Annotated in this window: 23 protein-coding genes; 12 read left to right on the forward strand and 11 right to left on the reverse strand. The window is 62.8% G+C overall.

Going from position 1 to position 25,146, the window contains the following annotated elements; genetic code table 11:
- The 5 genes from C7440_RS01590 to C7440_RS01610 are packed head-to-tail and all read right to left on the reverse strand — an operon-like array spanning position 1 to position 4,613.
- Entirely contained in the window at positions 1-711 is a 711-nt protein-coding gene (locus C7440_RS01590; protein ID WP_116517226.1) for an ABC transporter ATP-binding protein, read from the reverse strand.
- On the reverse strand, positions 711-1,496 hold the full coding sequence (locus C7440_RS01595; protein WP_116517227.1) for an ABC transporter ATP-binding protein: 786 nt from the start codon (positions 1,494-1,496) through the stop codon (positions 711-713). The genes C7440_RS01590 and C7440_RS01595 overlap by 1 nt, the downstream gene beginning before the upstream one ends.
- Positions 1,453-2,451 carry a branched-chain amino acid ABC transporter permease gene (locus C7440_RS01600; RefSeq protein ID WP_017522450.1) on the reverse strand — a complete coding sequence of 333 codons (999 nt, stop codon included), beginning with the start codon at positions 2,449-2,451 and terminating at the stop codon, positions 1,453-1,455. The genes C7440_RS01595 and C7440_RS01600 overlap by 44 nt, the downstream gene beginning before the upstream one ends.
- Positions 2,448-3,329 (reverse strand): branched-chain amino acid ABC transporter permease, encoded by an 882-nt coding sequence (locus C7440_RS01605; protein ID WP_116517228.1) that lies wholly within the window; start codon positions 3,327-3,329, stop codon positions 2,448-2,450. Before C7440_RS01605 ends, C7440_RS01600 begins: the two co-directional genes overlap by 4 nt.
- The gene (locus tag C7440_RS01610) at positions 3,330-4,613 is read right to left on the reverse strand and encodes an ABC transporter substrate-binding protein (protein WP_116517229.1); all 1,284 of its coding nucleotides are present in this window, start codon (positions 4,611-4,613) and stop codon (positions 3,330-3,332) included. It abuts the gene before it with no gap.
- A 362-nt stretch (positions 4,614-4,975) separates the two neighbouring features.
- On the opposite strand from C7440_RS01610, the gene C7440_RS01615 reads away from it, so the two are divergent.
- On the forward strand, positions 4,976-5,800 hold the full coding sequence (locus C7440_RS01615; protein ID WP_116517230.1) for a sterol desaturase family protein: 825 nt from the start codon (positions 4,976-4,978) through the stop codon (positions 5,798-5,800).
- 124 nt (positions 5,801-5,924) lie between these two features.
- On the opposite strand, the gene C7440_RS01620 is transcribed toward C7440_RS01615, so the two are convergent.
- A complete protein-coding gene (locus C7440_RS01620; RefSeq protein ID WP_116517231.1) occupies positions 5,925-6,683 on the reverse strand; it encodes a GntR family transcriptional regulator in 759 nt (252 codons plus the stop codon).
- A gap of 120 nt (positions 6,684-6,803) precedes the next feature.
- On the opposite strand from C7440_RS01620, the gene C7440_RS01625 reads away from it, so the two are divergent.
- Positions 6,804-8,057 (forward strand): iron-containing alcohol dehydrogenase, encoded by a 1,254-nt coding sequence (locus C7440_RS01625; protein ID WP_116517232.1) that lies wholly within the window; start codon positions 6,804-6,806, stop codon positions 8,055-8,057.
- 905 nt (positions 8,058-8,962) lie between these two features.
- Here the strand turns inward: C7440_RS01625 and trpE are convergent.
- The 3 genes from trpE to rpe form a co-directional block, all read right to left on the reverse strand.
- Positions 8,963-10,483: an anthranilate synthase component I gene (gene trpE, locus C7440_RS01630; protein ID WP_116517233.1), complete on the reverse strand. Its 1,521-nt coding sequence runs from the start codon at positions 10,481-10,483 to the stop codon at positions 8,963-8,965.
- 248 nt (positions 10,484-10,731) lie between these two features.
- Entirely contained in the window at positions 10,732-11,400 is a 669-nt protein-coding gene (locus tag C7440_RS01635) for a phosphoglycolate phosphatase (RefSeq protein ID WP_017525505.1), read from the reverse strand.
- A gap of 134 nt (positions 11,401-11,534) precedes the next feature.
- Positions 11,535-12,236: a ribulose-phosphate 3-epimerase gene (rpe, locus tag C7440_RS01640; RefSeq protein ID WP_116517234.1), complete on the reverse strand. Its 702-nt coding sequence runs from the start codon at positions 12,234-12,236 to the stop codon at positions 11,535-11,537.
- A 115-nt stretch (positions 12,237-12,351) separates the two neighbouring features.
- Between rpe and apaG the strand changes: the two genes are divergently transcribed.
- The 4 genes from apaG to C7440_RS20020 all read left to right on the forward strand — a co-directional run bounded on the left by apaG (position 12,352) and on the right by C7440_RS20020 (position 16,618).
- The gene (apaG, locus tag C7440_RS01645) at positions 12,352-12,726 is read left to right on the forward strand and encodes a Co2+/Mg2+ efflux protein ApaG (protein ID WP_017525507.1); all 375 of its coding nucleotides are present in this window, start codon (positions 12,352-12,354) and stop codon (positions 12,724-12,726) included.
- A gap of 74 nt (positions 12,727-12,800) precedes the next feature.
- Positions 12,801-14,108, forward strand: a complete 1,308-nt coding sequence (gene mltA, locus C7440_RS01650) for a murein transglycosylase A (protein ID WP_116517235.1) — start codon at positions 12,801-12,803, stop codon at positions 14,106-14,108.
- Positions 14,105-15,286, forward strand: a complete 1,182-nt coding sequence (locus C7440_RS01655; protein ID WP_165832411.1) for an FAD-dependent monooxygenase — start codon at positions 14,105-14,107, stop codon at positions 15,284-15,286. The genes mltA and C7440_RS01655 overlap by 4 nt, the downstream gene beginning before the upstream one ends.
- 249 nt (positions 15,287-15,535) lie before the next feature.
- Positions 15,536-16,618, forward strand: coding sequence for a DsbC family protein (locus C7440_RS20020; protein WP_243410804.1), 1,083 nt, complete (start codon positions 15,536-15,538; stop codon positions 16,616-16,618).
- A 316-nt stretch (positions 16,619-16,934) separates the two neighbouring features.
- Here C7440_RS20020 and C7440_RS01665 read toward each other — a convergent pair whose 3' ends face one another.
- Complete coding sequence (locus tag C7440_RS01665; protein WP_116517237.1) at positions 16,935-17,627, reverse strand: TetR/AcrR family transcriptional regulator; 693 nt, start codon at positions 17,625-17,627, stop codon at positions 16,935-16,937.
- Positions 17,628-17,839: 212 nt separating this feature from the next.
- Between C7440_RS01665 and C7440_RS01670 the strand changes: the two genes are divergently transcribed.
- Positions 17,840-18,931, forward strand: a complete 1,092-nt coding sequence (locus C7440_RS01670; protein WP_116517238.1) for an aromatic ring-hydroxylating oxygenase subunit alpha — start codon at positions 17,840-17,842, stop codon at positions 18,929-18,931.
- A 111-nt stretch (positions 18,932-19,042) separates the two neighbouring features.
- Positions 19,043-20,149 (forward strand): ABC transporter substrate-binding protein, encoded by a 1,107-nt coding sequence (locus C7440_RS01675; RefSeq protein ID WP_218940612.1) that lies wholly within the window; start codon positions 19,043-19,045, stop codon positions 20,147-20,149.
- A 563-nt stretch (positions 20,150-20,712) separates the two neighbouring features.
- On the opposite strand, the gene C7440_RS01680 is transcribed toward C7440_RS01675, so the two are convergent.
- A complete protein-coding gene (locus tag C7440_RS01680; protein ID WP_116517240.1) occupies positions 20,713-21,639 on the reverse strand; it encodes a LysR family transcriptional regulator in 927 nt (308 codons plus the stop codon).
- Positions 21,640-21,975: 336 nt separating this feature from the next.
- On the opposite strand from C7440_RS01680, the gene C7440_RS01685 reads away from it, so the two are divergent.
- The 4 genes from C7440_RS01685 (at position 21,976) to C7440_RS01700 (ending at position 25,128) form a co-directional block, all read left to right on the forward strand.
- Positions 21,976-22,965 carry a 2Fe-2S iron-sulfur cluster-binding protein gene (locus tag C7440_RS01685; protein WP_116517241.1) on the forward strand — a complete coding sequence of 330 codons (990 nt, stop codon included), beginning with the start codon at positions 21,976-21,978 and terminating at the stop codon, positions 22,963-22,965.
- A 65-nt stretch (positions 22,966-23,030) separates the two neighbouring features.
- Positions 23,031-24,293, forward strand: coding sequence for an aromatic ring-hydroxylating dioxygenase subunit alpha (locus tag C7440_RS01690; protein WP_116517242.1), 1,263 nt, complete (start codon positions 23,031-23,033; stop codon positions 24,291-24,293).
- 6 nt (positions 24,294-24,299) lie between these two features.
- Complete coding sequence (locus C7440_RS01695) at positions 24,300-24,770, forward strand: aromatic-ring-hydroxylating dioxygenase subunit beta (protein ID WP_017524096.1); 471 nt, start codon at positions 24,300-24,302, stop codon at positions 24,768-24,770.
- A 46-nt stretch (positions 24,771-24,816) separates the two neighbouring features.
- Positions 24,817-25,128 (forward strand): non-heme iron oxygenase ferredoxin subunit, encoded by a 312-nt coding sequence (locus C7440_RS01700; protein WP_017524097.1) that lies wholly within the window; start codon positions 24,817-24,819, stop codon positions 25,126-25,128.
- The last annotated feature ends 18 nt before the right edge of the window (positions 25,129-25,146 follow it).

Genomic DNA, 25,146 nt, shown 5'->3' on the forward strand with positions numbered 1-25,146 from the left:
TTAGCCCGTTCCGGTGATGATCTTCATGGTTTCGGGGTGCTGGGTGGCTTCGTCCAGCGTGCCGTGGAAGACGATTTCGCCGCGCTCGATGACGTAGATGCGGTCGGCGAAACTGGGCAGGTGGTAGAAGTTGGATTCGGCCAGCAGCACCGAACGCCCCTGGCGCAGGATTTCGCGCAGGCCGTCGCTGATGGTGGGCAAAATGGCGGGCGACAGGCCTTCGAAGGCTTCGTCGAGGATGAGCATTTCGGGGTCCAGCGCGATGGCGCGGGCGATGGAAACCATTTTGCGCTCGCCGCCCGAGAGCTGCTGGCCGCCCCGGTGCAAGTACTGCTTGAGCTTGGGAAATATGTTGTAGGCGACCTGTATGCGCTCGTCGGCGCCTTTGGCGGTTTTGCGGGTCCAGGTGGGCAGGGCGATATTGTCTTCGACGGTCAGGTCGCCAAAGACGTCGCTGCCCTCGGGGGTGTAGCCCAGGCCCAGGTCGGCCATGGCATAGGTGGGCAGGCCGCGCAGGTTCTTGGATTTCCAGCGGATGTCGCCACTGTCGAGCTTTTGATAGCCCATGATGCTGCGCAGGGTGGTGGTCTTGCCGGCGCCGTTGCGGCCCACCAGGCATACGAGCTCGCCGGGGGCGACCGAAAGCGAAACTTCATGCAGCACCTGGTTGCCCAGCAGCGTGACAGATACTTTGTTGAGTTCGAGCGACATCAGTGGTTTCCTTTGCCGACGACGATGGACAGCACTTCTTCGTTCTTGAAGAACTCTTCGGCGGGCGAATCGGCGATTTTTGCGCCGTCTTGCATGGCTACGATGCGTGTGGAATAGCGCGAGACCAGGTCCATGTCGTGCTCGACCAGCATAATGGCCCCGACGTTCATTCTTTCGGCTGCGGCCAGCAGGGTTTCCATAATGCCGTATTTGTCGGCGGTGGAGACGCCGGCGGTGGGTTCGTCCAGCAGCAGCACCTTGGGGTGCAGGGCCAGGGCGCTGGCCACGTCGAGCAGCTTGCGCTTGCCGTGCGGCAGGGCGGAAGACAGGACGTCGAGCGAGGTGTGCAGGCCGAAGGCCCGGGCGGTGTCTTCGACGATCTTCCCGATGGTGTCGTTGCGGCGGAAGTTCTGCATCATGCGCCAGCGCAACCCGCCATACGAACTGGCCGCCACCGCCAGGGTTTCCCGCACGGTAAGGTCGGGAAAGATATTGACCAGTTGGAAGGCGCGCGCCAGGCCCTGGGTGGAAAGCTTGACGATGTCATTGTCGGCCAGCTTGTTGCCCAGGAAGAAGACCTCGCCGGTGGTGGGCGGAAACAAGCCGGTAAGGGTGTTGACCAGGGTGGTCTTGCCGGCGCCGTTGGGCCCGACGATGGAGACGATTTCGCCCTTGCCCACGCTTAGCGACACATTGCGCAGGGCGATGAAATCACCATAGCGCATGGAGACGTCGCGCGCTTCAAGCAGTGGATCGCGCTGGGCGGCGTTGCCTTGCGTCAGCATGGGCTTTGCCCTCCTTTTTGAGTTTGAGGCGGCGCAGGCCGCCCAGGATTCCGCCCGGAAGCGCGATGACGATCAGCGCCAGCGCCAGGCCCACGAAGAAGCGCCAGTACTGGGTTTCGGCCATGAGCTGGTCTTGCACCAGTATCATTACCAGCGAACCCACGGCGGGCCCCAGGAACTGCTGGTAGCCGCCCAGAATGGTCATGAAGACCAGGTGGCCCGAGTGCGTCCAGTATGAAAGCTCGGGGTCGGCCAGGCCGGTGAGCACGCCCAGCATGACGCCGCCGATGGCGCCATAAACAGCCGAGACGATGAAGGCCACCGTGCGCACCCAGCGCACCCGCACGCCCAGGTACAGGGCCTTTACGGGGTTGTCGCGCGAGGCGGTAAGGTGCAGCCCGTAGGGCGAGCGCACCAGGCGCCACATGATATAGCCCAGCACCACCAGCAGGATGAGGCAGTAGTAGTAGAAGGGGCCGGTAAGAAAGCCGGTTTTGTTGTACATGTCGAGTTCCATGCCCAGCAGGGTGGGCCGCGGCACGCGCATGCCGCTTTCGCCGCCCGTAAGGTGGTAGAACTTGAACAGTATGGAATGCAGCAGCATGCCGAAGGAAAGCGTAAGCACTCCGAAGAAGATGCCGGTGAAGCGGCTGGCCACCAGCGCCAGCGGGATGGAAAGGCAAAGGGCCGCCACGATGGCCACCGCCAGCATGATCTCGAACGAGGCAATGCCCAGAATGGAGTACGAGGCCGCCGCCGCGTAGGCGCCGGCGGCGACGAACATGGCGTGGCCGAAGGAAAGCTGGCCGCCGTAGCCGAACAGCAGGTTGAAGCCCAGCAGGATGATGGAGTAGGCAAAGAACGGTATGAGCACCGTCAGGAAGTACGCGGGCAGCACCAGCGGGGCGGCGGCCAGGGCCGCCAGGCAAACGACCAGCAGGATTCTAGACATCATGTTGCGATCCTTCCATACAGACCCGATGGTTTCCAGATGAGCATGCCGATGACGATGACGTAGATGGCCAGGGTGTCGACCTCTGGATAGGTGAACACGGCCAGTGTGCTGAGCAGGCCCACGATGACGGCGCCGACGGCGGCGCCCTTCATGCTGCCCAGGCCGCCTATGACCACCACGGCAAATGCCTTGACGATGAGCTCGACACCCATTTCAAGCGAGGCGACGCCGGTGGGGATGACCAGGGCGCCGCCCACGGTGCCCAGGGCCGTGCCCAGTGTGAACACCAGCAGGAACACCTTGGACACATTGATGCCCATGGCGGCGCTGGTTTCGTGGTTTTCGGCCGTGGCGCGCAGGATCTTGCCCGTGGCCGTGCGCCCCAGGAAGTAGGCCATGCCGGCGGCGACGACGATGGCCAGCACGATGACCATGACGTTGTAAAGCGGCATGGTGACGCCGAACAGGTTGATCGAGCCGTAGATCATGGCCAGGCTGCCCAGCTGCTTGGGGTCGGCGCCCCAGAAGAAGCGGATGATGTCCTGGATCATGAGAACCAGGGCGAAGGTAAGCACCAGCTGGAAGGACTCAGGCCGGCGATAGATGAGGCGCAGCACGCGCTCCATGGGTATGCCGACCAGGCCGATGATCAGGCCGCCCGCCAGCAAGGCCAGCGGGAACAGATAGGGCGGCAGCCCCTGCGACATCGCCCAGGTGGTGAAGGTGATGCCGAAGTAGGCGCCCAGCGCATACACCGAGCCACAGGCCAGGTTGATGATGCGCTGCACGCCGAAGATGAGCTGCAGCCCGGCCGCCACCAGGAACAGCACGGCGGCCTGGAACAGGCCCGCCAGGATGACGTTGGTCAGAAAATTCACCTAGATCTCCCATTGCTTTGCTTCGAGCCATTTCCAGAAGTCGTCTTCGGCCTTGGGTTTTTGCAATTGGTCTGAGTAGATGCTGGTGATGTCGGTGATGGTGGCGAAATCGTAGTCGTTGTTGTTGGTGGACAGGCCCTGGTGGAACATCTGCTGGGCGATGTGGTCGGGGCGCATGCTGCCTTTGCCGCCCAGCGACTCGACCTCGATGCCGGACATGGCCTGGGCGATTTCTTTGGTGGAGGGCCAGGAGCCGCCCTTGGCGGACAGGGCCTTTTCAACGCCGGCCTTGTAGACCTCCATCGAGAAGTAGGCGCGGTCGGCTTCCCAGCTGGGATAGTCGTTGAACTTGTCGTGATACCAGGCCACGAACTCTTTCTGCAGCGGGCTTGCCTGCGGATGGTCGAAGTACATGGTGTTGTGGCCGCAGATGGCGCCCTCGGGCATGAACTCTTTTTTGAGCGAGGTATGCTGCCACCCGGCGGCCGGCAGCACGAAGCGGGTTTCTTCGGTAAGGCCGGCGGCATGGGCCTGTTTCATGAAGACGGGCAGGTCGGCGAACAGCAGGGCCGAGTAGATGAGGTCGGGCTTGGCCGCGCGCAGGGCGGCCACGTTGGAGGTAAGGTCGAGGTTGCCGATCTTGGACCACTGCTCGGTGACCACCTCGTACTCGATGCCGTACTTTTTAAGCAGGGCCTGGAACGCCGCCCACACGTTGCGGCCGTAGGAGTAGTCGGGGTTCATGCCCGCGATGCGCACGAACTTGCCCTTGTAGTGCTTGATGGCCAGCAGCGAGGCCATGACGGCCTCGCACTCGTTGTCGGTGCTGCGGAACACGTATTTGGGCGCCGGCATGGTTTCGTTGACGCCGTCTTGCGTGGTGCCGTCCCAGAACACGGTAATGACTTCGCTGTCTTCGGCGGCGGGGGCCAGCGCCAGGCTGGCGCCGGTGGACACGATGCCCTGCACACAGTCGACTTCTTCGCGCAGCACGAGACGGCGGAAGCGCTCGATGGTTTCTTTGGGGCTGGTTTCTTCTTCGATGACCAGCTCGACCTTGCGGCCGCCGATGCCGCCGTTGGCATTGATGCGTTCGGCCGCCCATTGCGCGCCGCGAAGGCCGGTTTCGCCGATGGTGCCGGCCACGCCGCCGCGCGGCGCCAGGATGCCGATGCGCAGGGGTTTGTCTTTGGCGATGGCCGGGAACCCCATGAGGCCCAGTGTGGCGCCCAGGCCGGCGGCCTGGATGAGGCTTCTGCGTTTCTTCGACGTCGGTGTAGTCATGTGTCTCCCCGGTTGGTGTTATGCGGACATTGCGACGTAGTGCTGCGAAAAGCATTGGCAATGCTAACGCATCAGAAGTATTTCACGGTCAACAATACATGAATATCACTGATATACACAGCAGGAAAACCCTTAGCGCGGGAAGGTAATTGTAACTATCTGGATATATAAACAATACCAATTGACCCATCATTCGGATGCATCTAATATATCAGTAATGTTTCACTAGGGCGGAGTGCTCGCCCCATACTGAACGTGAAGCGTCCCGGTGCAAGACCTGTCAACACAAGAACAGTGCGGCGCCTTTTTGGGTGCCGGCAGGCCGGGGCTTCGATTCAATGGATACACGACGGGAGACAGTCATGAAGATCCAAGAAAGGCAGATGAAGTTCCGCGAGGAATACAAGGCCAACATCAGCCCCTACTACAACGGCATCGTGCACATCACGGTCATGTACGCGGCCGGCATCGCGGCCATCTGGTACTGTGTGTCGCAGCTTCAGAACGCCCGCTGGGAATGGCTGCTGGTCATTCCGGTATTTTTGCTGGGCAACCTGTTCGAATGGTTTATGCACACTTATGTAATGCACAAGCGCATCAATGTGTTCGGCTTGCGTGCCATCTACCAGCGCCATACGCGCGAGCATCACCAGTACTTCACCGACCAATTGGCCACCATCGACGGCCCGCGCGAATTCCGCATCGTGTTCTTCCCGTGGCGCCTGCTGCTTATCCTGGGCGTGGCGGGCACGGTGTTCGGCTACATCGCCTCGCTCATCTTCAACCCCAACGCGGGCTATATCGTGTTCATCACCATGGTGGGCATGTATCTCAACTACGAAACCTTCCATTACTGCTGCCACGTGCACGAGAACTGGTTCGTGCGCAACATGCCCTTCATCAACACCATCCGCAGGCACCACACGGCCCACCACAACATGGGCATCATGATGAAGTACAACATGAACCTGACCTTTCCCATCGCCGACTGGCTCATGGGTACTTCAGACTTGCGTCGCGGCCTGCTGGGCCACCTGTTCAACGGCTATAGCGATAAGCACATCAAGGAAGAACTCAAGCCCATCATCAGCCGCTTCCGCGACGAGGCCTCGGTTACGCTCGACGGCCCGGTGCTGACGCCCGACGAAGAGGCCACGCTGGCCAAGGCCCTGGCCGCCCGCGGCTGACCGGGCCGCGGGCGTGGCGGCCGCCGCTGCTGAACGACAGATGCACGCCCCAGGTTCGGACGCGCATTGCGCATGCAGCTATGAGGGCGGTGTACGCCTTGGATGCCCGAGTGCGCCAGGCGGCTTAGAAGTCGTAGGTAAGAGTGGACTTGGCGAAGGCCTCGATGTTGTCCAGCAGCTTGTCCAGCGCATGGCCCGCGGCGTCGACGTCGCCCTTGCCGATGGCGTCGGACACCGCCGCGTGCAGCTGGGCGGTTTCAGAAAGATCGGCCACGTGCTTGTAGTGGCAGTACCAGAAGCGGCGCGACAGGCCGTGCATCAGCCGCATGGCGCCTTCCGAGAACTCATTGCGCGCCGCGATCAGCGACAGTTCGTTGAACTGCTTGTCGGCGCGAATGAAGGTGATGTCGTCGTTTTCGTCGGCCGAGCGCAGGAAGGCGTCGCGCAGATGGAAAAAGGTTTCGCGTTCTTCGGGAGTGGCCCGGCGGGCGGCGCTGCGGCAGATCAGGCGCTCGACTTCGCGCCGGGTTTCAAGCAGGCGAAGCTGCTTGCGAAGGTCGATCTGGGGCACCAGCAGGCCGCGCTGGGGCAGCACCTGCAGCAGATGTTCGCGCGCCAGGCGCTGAATGGCCTCGCGTATGGGGGTGCGGCCGATGTTGAGCATATTGCTCAGGGTCAGCTCGGAAACCGCCGTGCCGGGTGGAATGCGCAGCGTGACGATGGCTTCTTCAAGCCGTTCGTACGCAATGTCGGTGAGGGTGCGCTTGGGTTCGGCCACATTGAGCTCGTCGGGCACCGCCGAGATCTGCGGCGCTTTGGCGGCCGCGGGCTTGCGCGCCGGTTTACGGATTGCGGATGTTTTTTTTGCAGAGGAACGATTCATTAGGCGCGGGGCGCTTTGGCCGGCTTGTATTTGCGGTGCCTGGGGCGCCGGAGCGGCCCAGAGGGCTGACTGTTGATTAATATATCACTTGTATGGAAGATGTTCCACGGGGAGTTGTCCATGAGAAGCAATGATGTGATTCATTTTTGCCCGCCTGCGCGGGTGGTCATCGGCTGCGGCAGCCGCGCCCAGTTGCCGGGGCTGCTGCAGCGGCTGGGCTATCGCCGCGGCGTGCTGGTCACCGACGCTTACTTTACCGGCCATACGCCCTGGGTGCGCGAATATGTGCAGGCGGCCCAAGCCTGTGGGATCGAGACGGTGGTATACGACGGGGGCATGCCCGACCCCACCACGACGCTGTGCGACGCCGCCACGCGGCAGCTGCTCGAGCAACTGGGCCAAGTACGGCCCGACCATGTCGTTGCCTTGGGCGGGGGCAGCAATATCGACCTTGCCAAGGCCTTGTGCCTGACGCTGGTGGATGGTTCCCCCATCAAGGATTTTGTGGGCGCCATGCCGCAGGCGCCGCGCTGCCTGCCTTTGGTGGCGGTGCCCACCACGGCCGGCACGGGCTCAGAGGCCACGCCGGGCGCCATACTGGTCGATCCCGAGAACGCCACCAAGGTCGCGGTCATGGATAACCAGCTGCGTCCGGTGATTGCGCTGATCGACCCCGAGTTCACCTATTCTTGCCCGCCCAAGGTAACGGCCGACGCGGGCATCGATGCGCTGACGCATGCGGTCGAGTCCTACCTTACGCTGGATTGCTTCGAGTTCGACCGCCAGGGCAATCCCGATCCCGGCTACAGCGGCCGTTCCACGCTGACCATGTCTTTTGCGCGCGAGGCGATCAGCCTGTGCGCGCGCTTCCTGCTGCGGGCCTATGCCGATGGCGGCGATAAAGAGGCGCGCATAGGCATGGCCTACGCCAGCCATTATGCGGCGCTTTCCTACGGCAGTTCGGGTTTGAATGCGGTGCACGGCATTGCGTACGCGGTGGCGGGCCTTACGCATAAGTCGCATGGCAGCACGAATGCGGTGATGCTGCCTTATGTGCTGGACGAGCTCGCCTCGGTGCGCCGGGCCGAGATGCTGGATGTGGCGCGCATTTTCGGCATCGACGACGCGGATGAGGATGCGGCGGTGGGAAGGCTGCCAATGCTTGTTCGCGATATTGTGGCGAAGCTGGGCATACCGGCTACGCTGGCCGAATTCGGCATTGGGCGTGAGCAGTTGCCTGAGCTGTTGAAGGACGCTTTGCAGGTGACCCGGCTGGCCAGTGCATTTCCTGTTGCTGATGTGCCTGCTGCGTATGCGAGGATTATTGAACGGGCGTTCGAGGGGCGGTTTCTGCACGAGGGTGCACTGCTTTGATTTTGAAGAGGTGCTAGCCGGCTCCTGCATTGTCTTATAAGTGCGAGGTTGTTTGCCTTTTCCCGTTCTTGCGCTGTCTCTTGGACATGGGGCTGCTATTCCTGCCCCGTTCCTTTGCTTTCTTCTGGAATGAGATGCTGAGGGTTCAAGCTCTACCCGCGCTTTGCTGCGAGGATGCTGGTTCTTGATTCGTTCTTACGTTTTGCTGCAAGGCCGTTGGCTCTTAATCCGTTCATGCGCCTGACGGATAAGAAGTTTGCCTCCTTGCGCCACGTCTGCGTTTGGTTCGTGATGGTGTTGGTCCTAAACCCGTTCCTGCGCTGCGGGGTATGTCTGTGCCGGACGGAGGCAGTCGTCCCTTCGGGCCCGCCTGTCCGCATCGTCCGGGCCTTCGCCCTCCCTTCTGCGGCGCCTGGCTCGACAGCCAACGCCCGGCCCAGACATACCCCGCATCACAGGAACTGCATCGGAGTAAATGGCCGCTCGTCTTGCGAGGCGCGGGGGTGAGCTCACAGCCTGCTTGCGAGGCACGGGTTTAGGGCAGAGTGTGTCAAACCAAGAAATCCCAGGACGCCACAAACCAAGACACCGAGAGGCGTGCTGCGGGGCCATATTTTGGGCGACGTTGAGCAAGCCGAGTGGCCTGTTGTTTTTGGGGAGGCAAGCGAGCGCCTGTTTGAGCGGGCAAGCTTGGCGCAGCATGCTGCGCCGCCCGCGAGTTCGCGAGCGCCCCAAAAACAATAGGACGCGAGGGAAGCCGGCAAAGCCGGCCGCAGCTCTCCGGCGCCCAAAATATGGCCCCGCAGCGCGCCGGTTTAGAACTCAGAAGCGACCTTCCGCCCCGCAGTACGCCGGTTTAAGACTCAGAAACGACCTTCCAATCTGCAGCGCGCTGAGTCAAAGACTCAAATAGGCTCATCCAGCCCAAACTGCACTTTTTCAGCCGCACGCAAAACAGCCCGTGCCTTGGCCTCGGTTTCCTGCCATTCCTTTTCAGGATCCGAATCGGCCACAATGCCGGCCGCCGCCTGCACGTACAGCATGCCGTTCTTCACGATGCCCGTGCGTATCGCAATGGCCACGTCCATCTCGCCGCTGTAGCTCAGGTAGCCCGCCGCACCGCCGTAGACGCCGCGGCGCACCGGTTCGAGCTCGTCGATGATTTCCATCGCCCGCACCTTCGGCGCCCCCGTAAGTGTGCCGGCCGGGAAGGTAGCGCGCAGCACGTCCATATTGCTCATGCCTTCGTTCAGCGTGCCGCTGACATTCGACACCAGGTGCATCACGTGCGAATAGCGTTCGATCGTCATCGTGTCGGTCACCTCGACCGTGCCCGTCTGCGCCACGCGGCCCACGTCGTTGCGGGCCAGGTCTATTAGCATCACATGTTCGGCGCGCTCTTTCGGGTCGGCCTGCAGTTCCTCGGCAAGCTGGGCGTCTTGCTCGGGCGTGCCGCCGCGCTTGCGGGTGCCGGCCAGGGGGCGGATGGTGATCTGTGTTTTCTCGCGGTCCGCTTCCGTGATCGTTTCCTGGCGCACCAGGATCTCGGGCGAGGAGCCCACTACGTGGAAGTCGTCGAAATCCCAGTAGTACATATAGGGCGAAGGGTTCAGCGAACGCAGCGAGCGGTACAGCGACAGGGGAGAGTCGCGATAGGGCTTGGCGATGACCTGACCCACCTGCACCTGCATCAGGTCGCCGGCCGCAATATATTCTTTGGCCTTGAGCACCGCGGCAATGTAGTCTTCTTTCTTGAAGTCGCGGTGGCTTTCCGTTTGCAGGCTGGCATAGGCGTAGGGTATGACGACCGGCGTGCGCAGCTTCTGGCGCAGGTCTTTGAGACGCTGGCGGGCCTGGGCGTAGGCCTCGGGTTCGCGCGGGTCGACGTACACGATCAGGTAGCTGCGGCCGGCCAGGTTGTCGACCACCGCGAATTCGTCCACGTGCAGCAGCATGATGTCGGGTGTAGCCGAGTCGGGGCCGCCCGGGTAGGGCTTGGTGGCGGGGCCCAGGCGCGGCTCGATGTGGCGCACCGTGTCGTAGCCGAAGTATCCGGCCAGCCCGCCCGCAAAGCGCGGCATGCCGGGGCGCAGGGCCACCTTGAAGCGCTGCTGGTAGGCTTCGATGAAGGCCAGCGGGTCGCCCTCGTGGGTTTCGACCACTTGGCCCTTTTGCACCACTTCGGTCACCGTGCCGCTGGCGCGGATCACCGTCTTGGCGGGCAGGCCGATGAACGAATAGCGTCCGAAGCGCTCGCCGCCCACCACCGATTCAAGCAGGCAGCTGTTGCGTCCGCCTTCCGGGCCGGCGTAGGCCAGCTTCAGGTAGATGGAAAGCGGGGTGTCGAGATCGGCGTAGGTCTCGGCGATGAGGGGGATGCGGTTGTACCCCTGCGCGGCCAATGCGTTGAATTCGATTTCTGTCATGCTGTTCTCGGTGTGTAGGTGAGAGGCACCGCCGGACCGCAATTAAAAAAGCCCGGCTGGCGAGGCTTCGGGCTTTGCTTTGCTTAGACCGCGACGCGCAAGTTACGGAAACCCCGCGCGCCGGGAAAAACTGCCGCTACCCGGAGCACACACGCCACCAGCGCCAATAGGCGCCGACTTGTGCATGTTGTGCAAGGGTAGTGACCATGAATATTGAAATACCGTGCGGTAAAAAAGGCGGACCTGCCTTACTGCCGCAAGGCCCAATGAGCCGCCTCATCGATGGTTGCAACTATAGCATCCGCATCCAGGTTTTGCACTCCCTGGCCTTCGTTGTAGCCGTAGGGCACGGCCACGACCGCCATGCCCGCCGCGCGCGCGGCCTGCACGTCGTTGCGCGAATCGCCGATGACCAGCGTATTTTGCGGTTGCGCCTCAAGCAGCTGGCAGGCGTGTTCCAGCGGCATGGGGTCGGGCTTCTTGCGGGCACAGGTATCGCCGCTGACGGCATGCTCGAAAAAGCCCGCCAGGCCGGTGCGTACAAGCAGGGGCTCGGTGAACTCACCGGGCTTGTTGGTGACCACGGCCATCTTCAGGCCTTGTTCGCGAAATGATTTCAGCCCGTCGAGCACGCCGTCGTAGACCACGGTCTTGTCGCCGTTGATGGCGTGGTAGTACTGGTAGAACAGTTCCATGCCTTGCGACAGGCGGTCGGGCTCGATGGTTTCGTCCAGGCTGTCGGTAAGGGCCCGGCGCACCAGCACTTCGCTGCCCTTGCCCACATAGGTGGCCACCACGTCTTGGCGCAGCGGCCGCTGGTGCATTTGCATGCGCATGGCGTTGACCGCATCGGTCAGGTCGGGAATAGTGTTCAGCAATGTGCCGTCCAGGTCGAACAGGACAGAAGTGAAACGCATGGCAACTCCGAATGCAAGGGGCCCGGGCTGCGCCGCGGGCCTGCCGCAGCTGGGCGGCTGTTGTTTTTGCCGGGCACCCGACCGGGGTGCGCCTGGCCGGGGCGCCGAACCCCGGGGCGGCCCGGCGGGAAAAATCAGGTAGAGATGGTTTCGGCCCGGGCGAGCTCGGCGCGCATGGCGTCGATGACCGCCTTGTAGTCGGGCTTGCCGAAGATGGCCGAGCCGGCGACAAAGGTGTCGGCGCCGGCCGCGCGGATTTCGGCGATGTTTTCCACCTTGACCCCGCCGTCGATCTCGAGGGCGATGGGGCGGCCGCCGTTGTTCTGCCACAGGTCGATGCGCTGGCGGGCCTGGCGCAGCTTGCGCAAGGTGGCGGGAATGAAACTTTGGCCGCCATAGCCCGGGTTGACCGACATGAGCAATATGACGTCGAGCTTGTCCATGACGTAATCAAGATGGTGCAGCGGGGTGGCCGGGTTGAACACCAGGCCGGCCTTGCAGCCCTGCTCTTTGATCAGCGCCAGCGTGCGGTCGGGGTGGCGCGATGCCTCGGGATGAAAAGTGATGATGTCGGCGCCGGCCTTGGCAAACTGCGGGATCAGGGCGTCTACCGGCTCGACCATCAGGTGCACGTCGATGGGCGCGGTGGTGTGGGGGCGCAGGGCCTCGCACACCATGGGGCCGACGGTAAGATTGGGCACATAATGGTTGTCCATGACATCAAGGTGTATCCAGTCGGCCCCGGCGGCGACCACATTGCGCACTTCTTCGCCCAGGCGGGCGAAGTCGGCGGCCAGCAGGCTGGGGGCGATTCGGGTAACGGGTGCGGTGGTCATGAGCGTAAACTAGATCCGTGTTCAACTACGATAAAGGTCATCCAGTGCCATTATTGCAGTTTGGCGTCGACTTGGCTGGCGCTTGCCGGCGCGGCGCCTTGTTTCGGAACCCCACATGAAGCCCTACGACATCTCGGTCAACGTGACCCCGCAGTATCTGCCCGAACAATCCGAGCCCAACCAAGAGCAGTTCATGTTCGCCTATACGGTGCGCATCACCAACAATGGCGAACAGGCGGTGCAGGTCATCAGCCGGCATTGGGTCATTACCGATGCCGAACAGAAAGTGCAAGAGGTTCGCGGCCTGGGCGTGGTGGGCCAGCAGCCCCTGCTGGGCCCCGGAGAAACATTCGAATACACCAGCGGTTGTCCGCTTTCCACGCCTTTCGGTACCATGCGGGGCACATACCATTGTGTCGGCGATAATGGCATACCGTTCGAGGTGCCCATCGCCGAATTCGTGCTGGCCATGCCTCGTACCCTGCATTAGAGTCAACAGGCCCCAGGCCTGGGCCGCCCCCGCCGCGGGCGGCGGCCGTCCAAAGTTTTTCGCTCCGGAGCCCTATGAGTCTCAGTCGCACTCGCACCCAGACCCTGCTTTCCCTTTCCCTGCTGGCATTCCTGGCGGCGTGCAGCACGGTGCCGCCCGAACCCGGCGAGCCGGGCGCGCCGGGCTCGCCTGAGCAGCCCGCCGTCGACATCGGCTTGCAGCCGCTGACGGTGCCGCCGCTGGCCTCGCTGCCCGAGACACCGCCGCGCGTGCTCGAGGGCAAGTTCGTGCCGGTGGGCTGGGGGGCCTTGCCGGGCTGGCAGAACGATGACCTTGGCCAGGTCTGGAAGGCCTTCATCAACAATTGCAAGGGTCTGATGCGGCCGGTATCGGGCTCGCTGGCCATGCCGGCCCGCTCGGCGCCGCGCGCCTGGCAGCCGGTATGCGCCGCGGCCCAGCAGGCGGGGCTTTCCGCCGATGCGGGCACTGCCCAGGTGCGAGGCTTTCTCGAAGCGCAGCTGCAGCCGTGGCGCCTGGCCGATGCGGCCGGCAAGCCCGCCAAGAATACGGTCACGGGCTATTACGAACCGCTGATCCGCGCTTCGCGCAAGCGTTCGGGCCAATACCAGTGGCCGCTTTACGCGCCGCCCGACGACCTGCTTACGGTCGACCTGGGCACGGTCTACCCCGAACTGGCCGGCAAGCGCATTCGCGGCAAGCTGCAGGGCAAGCGCGTGGTGCCTTACGACACCCGTGCGCAAATTGCGGGGTCTGAAAACCAGCCGCCCGTCATTGTGTGGGCCGACGACCCGGTCGAGGCCTTCTTCCTGCAAATCCAGGGGTCGGGACGCGCCCAGCTTGAAGACGGCAGCATGATCCGGCTGGCTTATGCCGACCACAATGGCAGGCCGTATGCATCCATCGGAAAATGGCTGGCCGAAAAGGGCGAGATGTCCCTGGCGCAGACGTCCATGCAGAACATCAAGGCCTGGGCGCAGCGCAATCCGGCGCGGGTGCAAGAGATGCTCAACGCCAATCCGGCCATGGTGTTCTTTCGCGAAGAAAAAATCGTCGATCCGCAACTGGGGCCCAAGGGGGCCTACGGCATTCCGCTGATCGGCGAGCGCGCTGTCGCCATCGACACGCGCTTCGTGCCCCTGGGCGCGCCGGTGTACCTGGCCACCCAGTATCCGGCCTCGAACCAGCCGCTGCGGCGCCTGATGTTCGCGCAAGACACCGGCGCGGCCATCAAGGGCGCGGCGCGCACCGACTTCTACTGGGGCTTCGGCGACGAGGCGGGCGCCAAGGCCGGCCGCATGAAGCAAACCGGCGAGATGTGGGTGTTGTGGCCCAAGGGGGCCGGGGCGCCGGCGGCGCGATGAGCACCGGCCAGATCCTTGTTTGCGGTACCGGCATAGTCGGCCTGGCTGCCGCGCTGGGCCTGGCCCGCGACGGGCAGAAGGCCGCACTGCTGGGGCCGCGCAAGCCGCCCGAGCCTGCCCGGCCCGACATCTATTTTCCCCGCGTCTATGCCCTGTCGCCCGAAAGCAGGCGCTTTCTGGGCGAGCTGGGCGTATGGGGCATGCTCGACATGGCCCGCGTCACGCCCGTGGAATCCATGCAGGTGTACGGCGATGCCAGCGGCCACGTGGCCTTGCGGGCCTGGCAGGCGGTGCAGTCGGAAATGGCCTGGATCATCGAATCAAGCGAGCTCGAGCGCGTGCTGCACCAGGCGGTGCAGGTGTTCGGCATTGCCTGGCACGAAGACCGCTTCGCGGCGCTGCAGAACAAGGCGGTGCTGACAGAATCGGGCCGCGTCCTGCCCGCGGCGCTGGTCATCGGCGCCGACGGCGCCCAGTCGCCGGTACGCCAGGCGGCGGGCATTGCGCATCAGTCCAGGCCTTATCACCAGACAGGCCTGGTCACCCACCTTACCGCCGAGCTGCCGCACGGCAATGCGGCCATGCAGTGGTTTACTTCGGACGGCGTGGTGGCCCTGCTGCCCATGCCCGACACATCAGAAGGCCATCAGGTCTCGCTGGTGTGGTCCATGGCCGAAGAACAGGCCAAGACGCTGCAATCGCTGCCGCAGGCAGAGCGCGACGCCCGCCTGCAGGCGGGCCTGCTGGCCGTCACGGGCGGCGCACTGGGGCGCCTGACGGTGCGCAGCGGCGTGCACGGCTTTCCCCTTTTCCTCGAGCGCAGCGACATGGTTGCGCCGGGCGTGGCGCTGGCGGGCGATGCGGCGCATCGCGTGCATCCGCTGGCGGGCCAGGGGCTCAATCTTGGCCTGGGCGACGTGGCGCAGCTGCTGGGCACGCTGCGCGCCAGGCCGCGCGGCTGCGAGCCCGGCCAGCTCAACTTGCTGCGCCGCTACCGGCGGGCGCGGGCCGAACCGGTGCTGGCCATGGGCCTGGTCACCGACGGCCTGCATCGCCTGTTTGCCTCGCACAGCGCTCCGGTGGTCATGGCACGCAATGCGGGCATGCAACTGGTCGACCGCATTCCCTTCATCAAGCGCCGCCTGATCAGCGGGGCGTCGGGCCAGAAGCCCTGGTAGCCATTGCGGCGGCCCGCCGGCCGGGCGCTGCTGTTTGAAAATAAAAGAATAAAAAGGTGGTCGACTCCGGCGCCATCTGGTAAAACACGTCGCTATCCGAGGGATCTGGGCGGCCGGACCGGCCGCGATCTGCGGGGGCTGATCGTCGAAGGCCGCTGTCAGGGGTTGCGGACGGATTCTGTTAAGGTCTGTGCAAGGGCTCGGTTAAGATTCAGGGCGAGATTCAAGAGTTGAGACGAAGGTTTACTTATGATTTTTGACATAGCGAACAGGCTTGGCGCGGTGGCCGTGGCGGCGGGCTGCATTCTGGGGCCGGCCGTGGCGCAGGCTCAGGCGGCCAACGAGGCGGCCGGGCAGAAGAGCGAGGCGGCGGCACAGCAGGCCGAGCAAGCTGCAGAAACGCAAGCGCCGCAAGCGCCGCAAGCGGCCGCACCGAACGCTGAATCTTCCGGCGTGGCCGATGACAAGGCCGCGGGGCAGGGCGAAACGGCAGCAGGTTCCAACGCATCGCAATCGGGCACACAGAATGATGCGGCCAGTGCCGGCGATGCGTCAGCAAAGGCCGCGGCGCCGGCTTCTGTTGCGGCCGAAGGCGCCAACGCCGGCGAAGGCGCTGCAGCGCAGGGCGGCGAGGCGGCGGAAGCCCCGGCGCAGCTTTCCCGCGAAGAAATCGCGGTGCGCGTGAAAGCGGCGTTCGAGAAGGAGTTCCCCGGCATTTCGCTCGACAGCGTCAAGCCGACGCGCTTTGCCGATATCTACGAACTGCGCATCGGTTCCGACTTGCTCTATACGAATGCAGGAGTCGAGTACGTGCTGCAAGGCTCGCTGATCGATGCGCGCAACAAAGAAGACCTGACGGCAAAAAGCCTGGACGAACTGACGAGGGTGGCCTTTGATTCGCTGCCGCTCGAGTCGGCCATCAAGCAGGTAAAGGGCGATGGCTCGCGCAAGATGGTGGTGTTCGAGGACCCGAACTGCGGCTATTGCAAGCGGCTGCACCAGACGCTCGAGGGCATGGACAACTTCACGGTGTATACGCTGCTGTTTCCCATCCTCTCGCCTGATTCGACGGTAAAGGCGCGCAACATCTGGTGCGCGGGCGACCGTGCGCAGGCATGGCGCAATGTCATGCTGAAGAATCAGGCGCCGCCGAATGCGCAGTGCGAGACGCCCATCGAGGCGAACCTTGCCCTGGGCCGCAAGCTGCTGGTGCGGGGCACGCCGGCGATCATCTTCGAGGACGGCAGCCGGGTGAACGGCGCCTTGCCGAAGGACGCGCTCGAGGCGCGGCTGGATGCCGCGACGGTAGCGGCGGCGGCTGTGAAGGGGTGAAGTTGCTTCTTGCGATGAGGTGACGCTGCTTTTGATATCTTCCAATGCTCTTCAACGCAAGCCGCCGGAGGCGGGGTCTCTTTCGGCGGGCGTCGGAGGGCGCCGCGGGCTACCGAAGGCAGCGTGGGGGCAGTCGGCGAAAGCTGTCTGAGCTCCGAAGCGCGCAGCGCTGAGGGCGAGTTCTTTCGCCGCCCACGCGTACGAGGTAGACGCGGGTAGTCCGGCAAAGCCGGACCGCCCGACCGCCCGCCGAAAGAGACCCCGCCTCCGGCGGCGCTCAAGAACTCAAATAGCCAGACAACAAAAAAAAGCCAGCCTAGTCTTTCGCCCGACCCGCTTTGGTGCCCGCGCCCTTGAGCGGGAACTGCTCATCGATGATCTTGACCCATTCCTTCAGCAGCGTCTGATAATACGCATCGTCGTGCTGCCAGATGCGGTTCACTGCCATGCCGCGCGTCATGTTCAGCGTAAGGTTCAGAATGGTGCGCGCCTGCTTGGGCGTATAGCCCGCCTTCTTGAACACCTCGAGCCACAGCGCATTGGTCGTCTGGCGGTAGTATTCCATCACGGGCTTGATGCGGTTCATCAGCTCTTCGTCGGTGCGCGCCACCATGATGACTTCCATCGCCGCCAGATAGGGCCAGTCGAAATACACACTGAGACTGTCCGAGATAAACCCCTCGATCGGCTTCTTTACCGCCTCGGCCGTGCGGGCGATGCGCTGGCCGCGCACAATGCATTCGTCGTAGACGGCGCTGGTGGCGGCCACCACCAGTTCGGCCTTGTTGGCGTAGTGGTGCATCAGCGCCCCATTGGACAGGCCCGCGGTGCTGGCTACTTCTTTCGTGGTCAGGCCGTTGTAGCCGCGGCGCATCAATACATCGATGGTGGCGCTTAGCAGGCGCTCTTTGGCGTCGCGGCTGCGATCTTCTTGCGAGCGTCTTGGCGCTCGCTTGGCGGGAGCCCGCGCCGCCGGGACCCCGGCGGCGGGTGCGTTGGAAAGAGTCATGGCGTTTATAGGGATGTTCTTTTGTGTACATCAGGGCCGATGCAAAGGCCCCGAGGCCGTGAGGGCGACCCTTGGCGCGGTCGCCCCATTATATCTTCGATATCCGTATTTACCCGGATTCTGGCACATAAAAACAAACCGCGCACTCTGTTTGTGATAAATTTCACCCAACGAGATTCATAAAGCACCGACCTCATTTGAAGGAGACAGTCATGGCCTTTGTCAAGAACGCCTGGTACGTTGCCTGTTGGACCGACGACGTCAAGCAAGGCGAAATGTTCCATCGCCAGCTGCTGGGCGAACCGGTGGTTTTCTACCGCAAGTCGGATGGCGAGCTGGTGGCCCTGCAAGACCGTTGCCCGCACCGCTTCATCCCGCTGCATCTGGGCAAGATCGTGAACGACGCGGTCGAGTGCGCCTACCACGGCCTGCAATTCGACTGCAGCGGCAAGTGCGTGAAGAACCCGCACGGCGAGGGCAAGATACCCGCCGCGGCCAAGGTGCGCAGCTACCCCGCCTACGACAAGCACACCATGGTGTGGATCTGGATGGGCGACGAGCCCGCCGACCCGGCCACCATTCCCGACTACAGTGTTCTGGACGCCGAAGCGGGCTACAAGACCAGCGGGGGCTACCTGCACATGGAGGCCGCCTACGAGCTGATGGGCGAGAACCTGCTCGACCTCAGCCACATTACTTATCTGCACGACGGCTACCTGGGCAGCCCCGAACAGGTGGGCGCGGACCAGACGCTGGAGCAGGACGGCGATTGCATCCAGTGCAACCGCTGGATGCCCAATGTGTCGGTGCCCGGCATCTTCGACATGATCTACCGCCAGGACGGCAAGCCGGTGGACATGTGGACGAACATGCGCTGGATTCCACCCAGCTGCTTCCTGCTGGATTCGGGCGTGCACGAGCCGGGCGGCCAGCGCGCCGACCACGGCTGGTATTACGGTATCCACATCCTTACGCCCGAAACCGAACGCAGCACGCACTATCACTTTGCGGCGGCCATGCCCTCGGGCACGAATCTGTCGCCGGAAGACGACGCGAAGTTCCGCAAGATGCGGCGCCATGCGTTCGAAGTGCAGGACAAGCCCATTATCGACGCGCAGCAGCAGGCGATTGGCGATGCCGATTTCTGGGATCTCGGCCCCGTGCTGCTTACGGTGGACGCGGGCCCGGTGCGCATGCGCCGCACGCTAGAGCGTATGGTCGGCGAAGAGCAGAAGCGCAAGGCCGCCAAGGCGGCTCCGCAAAAGAGCCATGCCGATGAGCGCGAGCCGGCGGCGGCAGGCTAGGCAGAAAAGTTGCATCAATAAACACACACTATCCAGGAGACAAATGTGAAAGACGCTTTACGTAGTGCGTTGGCGGCCTCTGCCCTGACGCTGGCCTTCTGTTCACCCTCGATGGCGCAAGAACCGATCAAGATCGGTTTTGTGGGCACGCTTTCGGGCCCCACGGCGGCGGTGGGCCAGGAGCAGCTGGACGGGTTCAAGCTGTTCCTGGACGCGAACGGCGGCAAGCTGGGCGGGGTACCCATCGAGCTGCTGCAGGAAGACAGCCAGATGAAGCCCGACACGGCCCGCCAGGTGGTGCGCAGCCTGGTCGAGCGGGAAAAGGTACCCATCATCACGGGGGTTTCGTTCTCGAACGAGATGCTGGCCATTCATAAATACATCACCGATAAAGAGGTGTTTCTGGTGGGCTCGAACGCCGGCCCGTCGCAGATCGCCGGCAAGCAGTGCTCGCCCTATCAGTTCATTACGTCGTGGCAGGGCGACCAGGCCGCCGAGGCGGTGGGCCAATATGCGCAAGAGAAGGGGCTGAAGAATATTGTGGTGCTGGCGCCCAATTACCAGGCGGGCAAAGATATCGTGCAGGGCTTCAAGCGCTATTACAAAGAGCCCCTGGCCGACGAGATCTACACGGCGCTGACGCAACTGGATTTTTCGGCCGAGATCTCGCAGGTGGTGGCGGCCCAGCCCGATGCGGTGTTTGCGTTCTTCCCGGGCGGCCTGGGCGTGGCGTTTGCGAAGCAGTATGCGCAGGCGGGCCTGATGGACAAGATTCCGCTGTTGTCCACTTTCGTGACGGATGCTTTGTCGCTGCCGGCCATCGGCGACAGCGCGCTGGGCATCATCAGCGGCGGTTTTTGGGCGCCCGATTTCGACAATGCGCAAAGCCGCAAGTTCGTGGAGGCTTTCGAGGCGAAGTACAAGCGCATTCCGTCCAATTATGCGGCGCAAAGCTATGATGCGGCGCTGTTGCTGGATTCGGCGATTGCCAAGGTGAATGGCAATGTGGAAGACAAGAAGGCGTTCATGGCGGCTTTGAAGGCAGCTGATTTCGACTCGGTGCGGGGCGATTTCAGTTTTGGAAACAATGGCTTTCCTGTGCAGGGGATGCATGTGATGGAAGTGGTCAAGGATGCGCAGGGGCGCTTGAACCTGAAGACGATTGCTACGCCGTTCAAGAAGTACCAGGATGCGTATCACGAGCAGTGCGAGCTTTGATGGGGCCCGCTTGTAGAGTGGTTTTTAATCGAGTCCTTTAGCCGGTGAAGGGGCGGGGTGCACCTTATTGGGCCGGATCATGCGGTCCCGCTTCGCGGGACTTCCCGAATTTTCCTTATTCGATCGGGCGGCGGCAGAACTCAACCTCAGCGCTACGCGCTTCGGGATTCGAACAGGCTGTCGCCGAATGCCCCCGACCAAATAAGGAAAATTCGGCGCATGCTCGACGGCCCAATAAGGTGCACCCCGCCCCTTCACCTAAGAATGGGGTTGATTGAGATATTCCAACGCTCTGTAACGCAAGCCGTCGGTGGTGGGGTTGCTTCCGGCGGGCGTCGGAGGGCGCCGCGGGCTACCGAAGGGAGCGTGGGGGCAGTCGGCGAAAGCATGTCTGAGCTCCGAAGCGCGTAGCGCTGAGGGCGAGTTCTTTCGCCGCCCACGCGTACGAGGTAGACGCGGGAAGTCCGGCGAAGCCGGACCGCCCGACCGCCCGCCGGAAGCAGCCCCACCACCGACGGCGCTTAAGAACCCCAAGCAGCAGCTTGCAAACTTAAACACAAAGCCTAAGCCCCGCGTTCGGGCACATTCAACGACGTGGAAAACAGCTCGAAAATCAGCTGGCGCAGCCACTGGTTGCCCGGTTCTTTGTGGAACTTGGCGTGCCAGAACAGGTTGATGCCGATCTGGGGCAGTTCCACCGGGTGATCCACATAGCGCAGCCCGAAGGGCTCGGCGCAGCGGCGGGCGTAGCGTTCGGGCACCGTTGCGATCATCTCGGTCGAGGCCAGGATGTGCCCGATGGCCACGAAGTGCGGCACCAGCAGGCGCACGCGGCGGGTTTCCTCGGCGCTTTCTATGATCTCGTCCATCTTGGCGTGGCCCGTGCCGGCGGAAACCACCACCACGTGGTCGGCCTCGTAGAACTCGCGGCGCGTCACCCGGCGCTTGTCGAGCGCGTGGCCGCGGCGGAACAGACATACATAGCGCTGCATGAACAGCCGCTGCTGGAAGAAATTGGTCTTGAGCCCCGGCAGCAAGCCGATGGCCAGGTCGACGTGGCCGGCCTCCATGTCGTCGCGCAGCCTGTCGGCGTTGCGCACGGTACTGACGGTGACGCCTGGGGCCAGCTCTTCCAGGCGGTCCATCAGGGGCGGAAGCAGTTCGATCTCGCCCAGGTCGGTCATGGCCAGGGTGAAGCGGCGGTCGCTGGTGGCGGGGTCGAAGACGGTCTGGTGAGACAGTGTGCTTTGTATGGTGCTAAGGGCGTAGGCAATGGGCTCGGCCAGTTGCAGGGCGTAGGGCGTGGGCTCCATGCCGCGCGTGGTGCGCAGGAAGAGTTCGTCGTTCAGCAGCACGCGCAGGCGCTTCAGGGCGTTGCTAACCGCGGGCTGGGTCAGGCCCAGCTTGTCGGCGGCGGCCGAAACGCTGCGCTCCATGAGCAGGCGGTTGAAGACGACGAGCAGGTTGAGATCGATGTCCTTGAGGTCCATGGCGGTCTGAGCGTGGAACAGTTAGGTTCGTAAAGCGAAGAAGGGCGGGTTACCCGGAACATGGAATGTTATTCATGCTGTGAATTCAATCCATTCACCATATTCTATATATTTATTGGATTGAGCTACTTATACTGTTTGCAACAGCGCCACAAGCGCTTTGCCGCAAACACCCTTCGCGGCACTCTCAGCCAAAAGCATCCAGGCAGACTTCGCGGGCGCCACAGCGCCATTTACAAAAATCGCGAAGATGCACAGAGACAAAGAACTCAAAAGATATAACGCGCCAAGCCGCCGGCCACGCTGCCGCCCGGGCGCGACAACACGGGTTTATCGATGGAACTGCTAGTACAACCACTGGACCAGGCGCTGCCGTTCGAGTCGGGCGCCAATCTGCTGCAGGCGCTGCGCGACCATAACGTGCCGGTGTCGTACAGCTGCATGGCGGGCCGCTGCGGCACCTGTCGCTGCAAGGTGATAGCGGGCCAGGTGCTGGAGTCGGGCCGCGAGATGAAGCTTACGGGCCTGAACGACGGGCATTACGTGCTGGCCTGCATGAGCGTGCTGACCGAGAGCTGTACCATCGAGATCCCTGAACCGGACGAGGTGGTTACCCACCCGGCCAAGATTCTCAAGGCCAAGGTGGTTGCCATTGAAGACCTGGCGCACGATATCAAGGGCATACGGCTCAAGGCCTCGAAGCCGCTGGAGTTTTCGCCGGGCCAGTATGCCACCCTGCAGTTCACCCCCGAGCACATCCGTCCTTATTCCATGGCGGGCCTGGCCGACGACGACACGCTGGAGTTCCACGTGCGCGTGGTGCCCGACGGCCGGGTCAGCGGCTACGTGGCCAACCAGTTGAAGGTGGGCGACGCGGTGCGCGTCAGCGGCCCGCTGGGCACGGCGTACCTGCGCGTAAAGCACCAGGGCCCCATTCTTTGCGTGGCGGGCGGAACCGGCCTGGCGCCGGTGCTGTCCATTGTGCGCGGCGCCCTGGCGCGCGGCATGCGCAACCCCATCCATGTCTATTTCGGCGCCCGCTCGCCCGTCGACGTGTACAAGGCCGAGGTGCTTGAGCAACTGGCCCGCCAGCACGACAATCTGACTGTGCACATTGTCTTGTCCGCAGGCGGCGAGGCGGGCCCGGCCTGGCGCCAGGGCCTGGTGACCGAAGCGGTCGAGCAAGACTGGCCCCGGCTTGACGGGTTTCGCGCCTATGTGTGCGGCGCGCCGCCCATGGTCGAGGCTGCCACGTTGATGTTCACGCGCAAGGGGCTGGGCATCGAACACATTTATGCCGACGCGTTCTACGCGAGCGGCGATTGATTCACCGGGTGTCTGCGCCCGGCATGCCAGGCGCGGCCCCATTGGTTTCTGCAAAGGAGACTTTCATGAGCAACATGCCTGCAGTTTTCCCTGAAGACCCTGTGTGGCAGGGCGAGGGCACGAGCCGTATTCCCTTCTGGGCATACACCGACGAGGCCCTTTACAAGAAAGAGCTTGAGCGTTTTTTCTATGACAACCACTGGTGCTATGTGGGCCTGGAGGCTGAAGTGCCCGAGCCGGGCGACTTCAAGCGCACGGTCATCGGCGAGCGCTCGGTGATCATGACGCGCGACCTCGATGGCGGCATCAACGTCATTGAAAACGTCTGTGCGCATCGCGGCATGCAGTTCTGTCGCGAGCGTTCGGGCAACAAGAAAGAGCTGGTCTGCCCCTACCATCAATGGAATTACAGCCTGAAGGGCGACCTGCAGGGCGTGCCGTTCCTGCGCGGCGTAAAGCGCGACGGCCAGGTGCAGGGCGGCATGCCCAAAGAATTCAAGACCAAGGAAAACAACCTGAACAAGCTGCGCGTGGCCACGCGCGGCGGGGTGGTGTTCGCCTCGTTCAACCACGAGGTCGAAAGTTTCGAAGACTTTCTGGGCCCCGAGATTCTGGGCTACTTCGACCGCCTGTTCAACGGCCGCAAGCTGAAGATCCTGGGCTACAACCGCCAGCGCATCCCGGGCAACTGGAAGCTGATGCAGGAAAACATCAAAGACCCCTACCACCCGGGCCTGCTGCACACCTGGTTCATCACCTACGGGCTGTGGCGCGCCGACAATAAGTCGTCGCTGCGCATGGACGACAAGCACCGCCATGCCGCCATGATCTCCACCCGCGGCAACGCCCAGGCCAAGAACGAGGTAACCACCGGCGTGACCAGCTTCAAGGAAAGCATGGAGATCAAGGACAAGCGCCTGCTCGACATCGTGCACGAGCCGTGGTGGGGCGAGCCCACCGCCGTCATGATGACGATCTTCCCCAGCGTGATCTTCCAGCAGCAGGTCAACAGCGTTTCGACGCGCCACATCCAGCCCAGCGGCCCCGACGCCTTCGACTTTGTCTGGACGCACTTCGGCTTCGAGGACGACACCCCCGAAATGACCCAGCGGCGCCTGGTGCAGGCCAACCTGTTCGGGCCGGCCGGTTTCGTTTCGGCCGACGACGGCGAGGTGATCGAGTTCTCGCAAAGCGGCTTCGAGCAAAAGCCCTACCACCGCGCGGTGGCCGAGCTGGGCGGCTACGGGGTAGAGGACACCGAGCACATGGTTACGGAAACACTGATACGCGGCATGTACGAGTACTGGCGCAAGGTCATGGAGGTTTGATCGAAGATGGACATGCAGACATATATCAAGCTGACCAATCTTTACGCCGACTACGCGGCGGCGGTGGACGCCGAAGATTGGGAAAAATGGGTGAGCTTCTTCGACGAAGAATGCGAGTACAAGGTGCAGCCGCGCGAAAACCACGAACGCGGCTTCCCGCTGTCGACCATGTGGTTCATCAGCCGCAACATGCTCGAGGACCGCGTCTATGGCATGCGCGAAACACTGTTCCACGACCCGTACTACCAGCGCCACGTGGTGGGCGCGCCGCGCATCATCGGCTTTGAAGACGGCATTATCGAGGCCGAGGCCAATTATGCGGTGTTCCGCACCAAATACGACGGTGCTTCCGTGGTTTTCAATGTGGGCCGCTACATCGACCGTATCCGCGTGGACGGCGACGAACTGAAATTCAAGTCGCGGCACTGCATTTATGACTCGGAAATGATTGCGAATTCGATCATATATCCGATCTAATGAACACTTTTTTAGATCAGGCGAAAAAGGAAAAGGAATAGAGCCAATGGCAAACTGGATTGATGTGCTGTCGCGCGACGACGTGCCCGAGGACGACGTTATCGGGGTAGATGCGGAAGGCCGGCAACTGGCGCTTTACGACGTGGAAGGCGAGATCTACGCTACCGACAACATCTGTACGCACGGGCATGCGCGCCTTTGTGACGGTTTTTTGGAAGATCATGAAATCGAGTGCCCGCTGCATCAGGGCAGGTTCGACGTGCGGACCGGAAAAGCCCTGTGCGAACCCCTGACTCAGGATATTCGAGTATATCCAGTGAAGATAGAAGAAGGTAGAGTATGGGTCGAAATTGACTGACCGCCTGCTGGAAGGCCC

The sequence above is a fragment of the Pusillimonas noertemannii genome (genome assembly GCF_003096595.1).
GTDB classification, from domain to species: Bacteria; Pseudomonadota; Gammaproteobacteria; order Burkholderiales; family Burkholderiaceae_B; genus Pusillimonas; species Pusillimonas noertemannii.

Bases quoted from the DNA above. Each gene is read 5' to 3' on its own strand.
- C7440_RS01670 (WP_116517238.1), top strand. From the start codon at position 17,840: ATGGCCTTTGTCAAGAACGCCTGGTACGTTGCCTGTTGGACCGACGAC.
- C7440_RS01690 (WP_116517242.1), top strand. From the start codon at position 23,031: ATGAGCAACATGCCTGCAGTTTTCCCTGAAGACCCTGTGTGGCAGGGC.
- C7440_RS01700 (WP_017524097.1), top strand. From the start codon at position 24,817: ATGGCAAACTGGATTGATGTGCTGTCGCGCGACGACGTGCCCGAGGAC.
- C7440_RS20020 (WP_243410804.1), top strand. From the start codon at position 15,536: ATGATTTTTGACATAGCGAACAGGCTTGGCGCGGTGGCCGTGGCGGCG.
- trpE (WP_116517233.1), bottom strand. From the start codon at position 10,483: ATGACAGAAATCGAATTCAACGCATTGGCCGCGCAGGGGTACAACCGC.
- C7440_RS01610 (WP_116517229.1), bottom strand. From the start codon at position 4,613: ATGACTACACCGACGTCGAAGAAACGCAGAAGCCTCATCCAGGCCGCC.
- mltA (WP_116517235.1), top strand. From the start codon at position 12,801: ATGAGTCTCAGTCGCACTCGCACCCAGACCCTGCTTTCCCTTTCCCTG.
- C7440_RS01590 (WP_116517226.1), bottom strand. From the start codon at position 711: ATGTCGCTCGAACTCAACAAAGTATCTGTCACGCTGCTGGGCAACCAG.
- C7440_RS01615 (WP_116517230.1), top strand. From the start codon at position 4,976: ATGAAGATCCAAGAAAGGCAGATGAAGTTCCGCGAGGAATACAAGGCC.
- C7440_RS01655 (WP_165832411.1), top strand. From the start codon at position 14,105: ATGAGCACCGGCCAGATCCTTGTTTGCGGTACCGGCATAGTCGGCCTG.
- C7440_RS01680 (WP_116517240.1), bottom strand. From the start codon at position 21,639: ATGGACCTCAAGGACATCGATCTCAACCTGCTCGTCGTCTTCAACCGC.
- rpe (WP_116517234.1), bottom strand. From the start codon at position 12,236: ATGACCACCGCACCCGTTACCCGAATCGCCCCCAGCCTGCTGGCCGCC.
- C7440_RS01685 (WP_116517241.1), top strand. From the start codon at position 21,976: ATGGAACTGCTAGTACAACCACTGGACCAGGCGCTGCCGTTCGAGTCG.
- C7440_RS01595 (WP_116517227.1), bottom strand. From the start codon at position 1,496: ATGCTGACGCAAGGCAACGCCGCCCAGCGCGATCCACTGCTTGAAGCG.
- C7440_RS01625 (WP_116517232.1), top strand. From the start codon at position 6,804: ATGAGAAGCAATGATGTGATTCATTTTTGCCCGCCTGCGCGGGTGGTC.
- apaG (WP_017525507.1), top strand. From the start codon at position 12,352: ATGAAGCCCTACGACATCTCGGTCAACGTGACCCCGCAGTATCTGCCC.
- C7440_RS01620 (WP_116517231.1), bottom strand. From the start codon at position 6,683: ATGAATCGTTCCTCTGCAAAAAAAACATCCGCAATCCGTAAACCGGCG.
- C7440_RS01665 (WP_116517237.1), bottom strand. From the start codon at position 17,627: ATGACTCTTTCCAACGCACCCGCCGCCGGGGTCCCGGCGGCGCGGGCT.
- C7440_RS01600 (WP_017522450.1), bottom strand. From the start codon at position 2,451: ATGATGTCTAGAATCCTGCTGGTCGTTTGCCTGGCGGCCCTGGCCGCC.
- C7440_RS01635 (WP_017525505.1), bottom strand. From the start codon at position 11,400: ATGCGTTTCACTTCTGTCCTGTTCGACCTGGACGGCACATTGCTGAAC.
- C7440_RS01675 (WP_218940612.1), top strand. From the start codon at position 19,043: ATGGCGCAAGAACCGATCAAGATCGGTTTTGTGGGCACGCTTTCGGGC.
- C7440_RS01695 (WP_017524096.1), top strand. From the start codon at position 24,300: ATGGACATGCAGACATATATCAAGCTGACCAATCTTTACGCCGACTAC.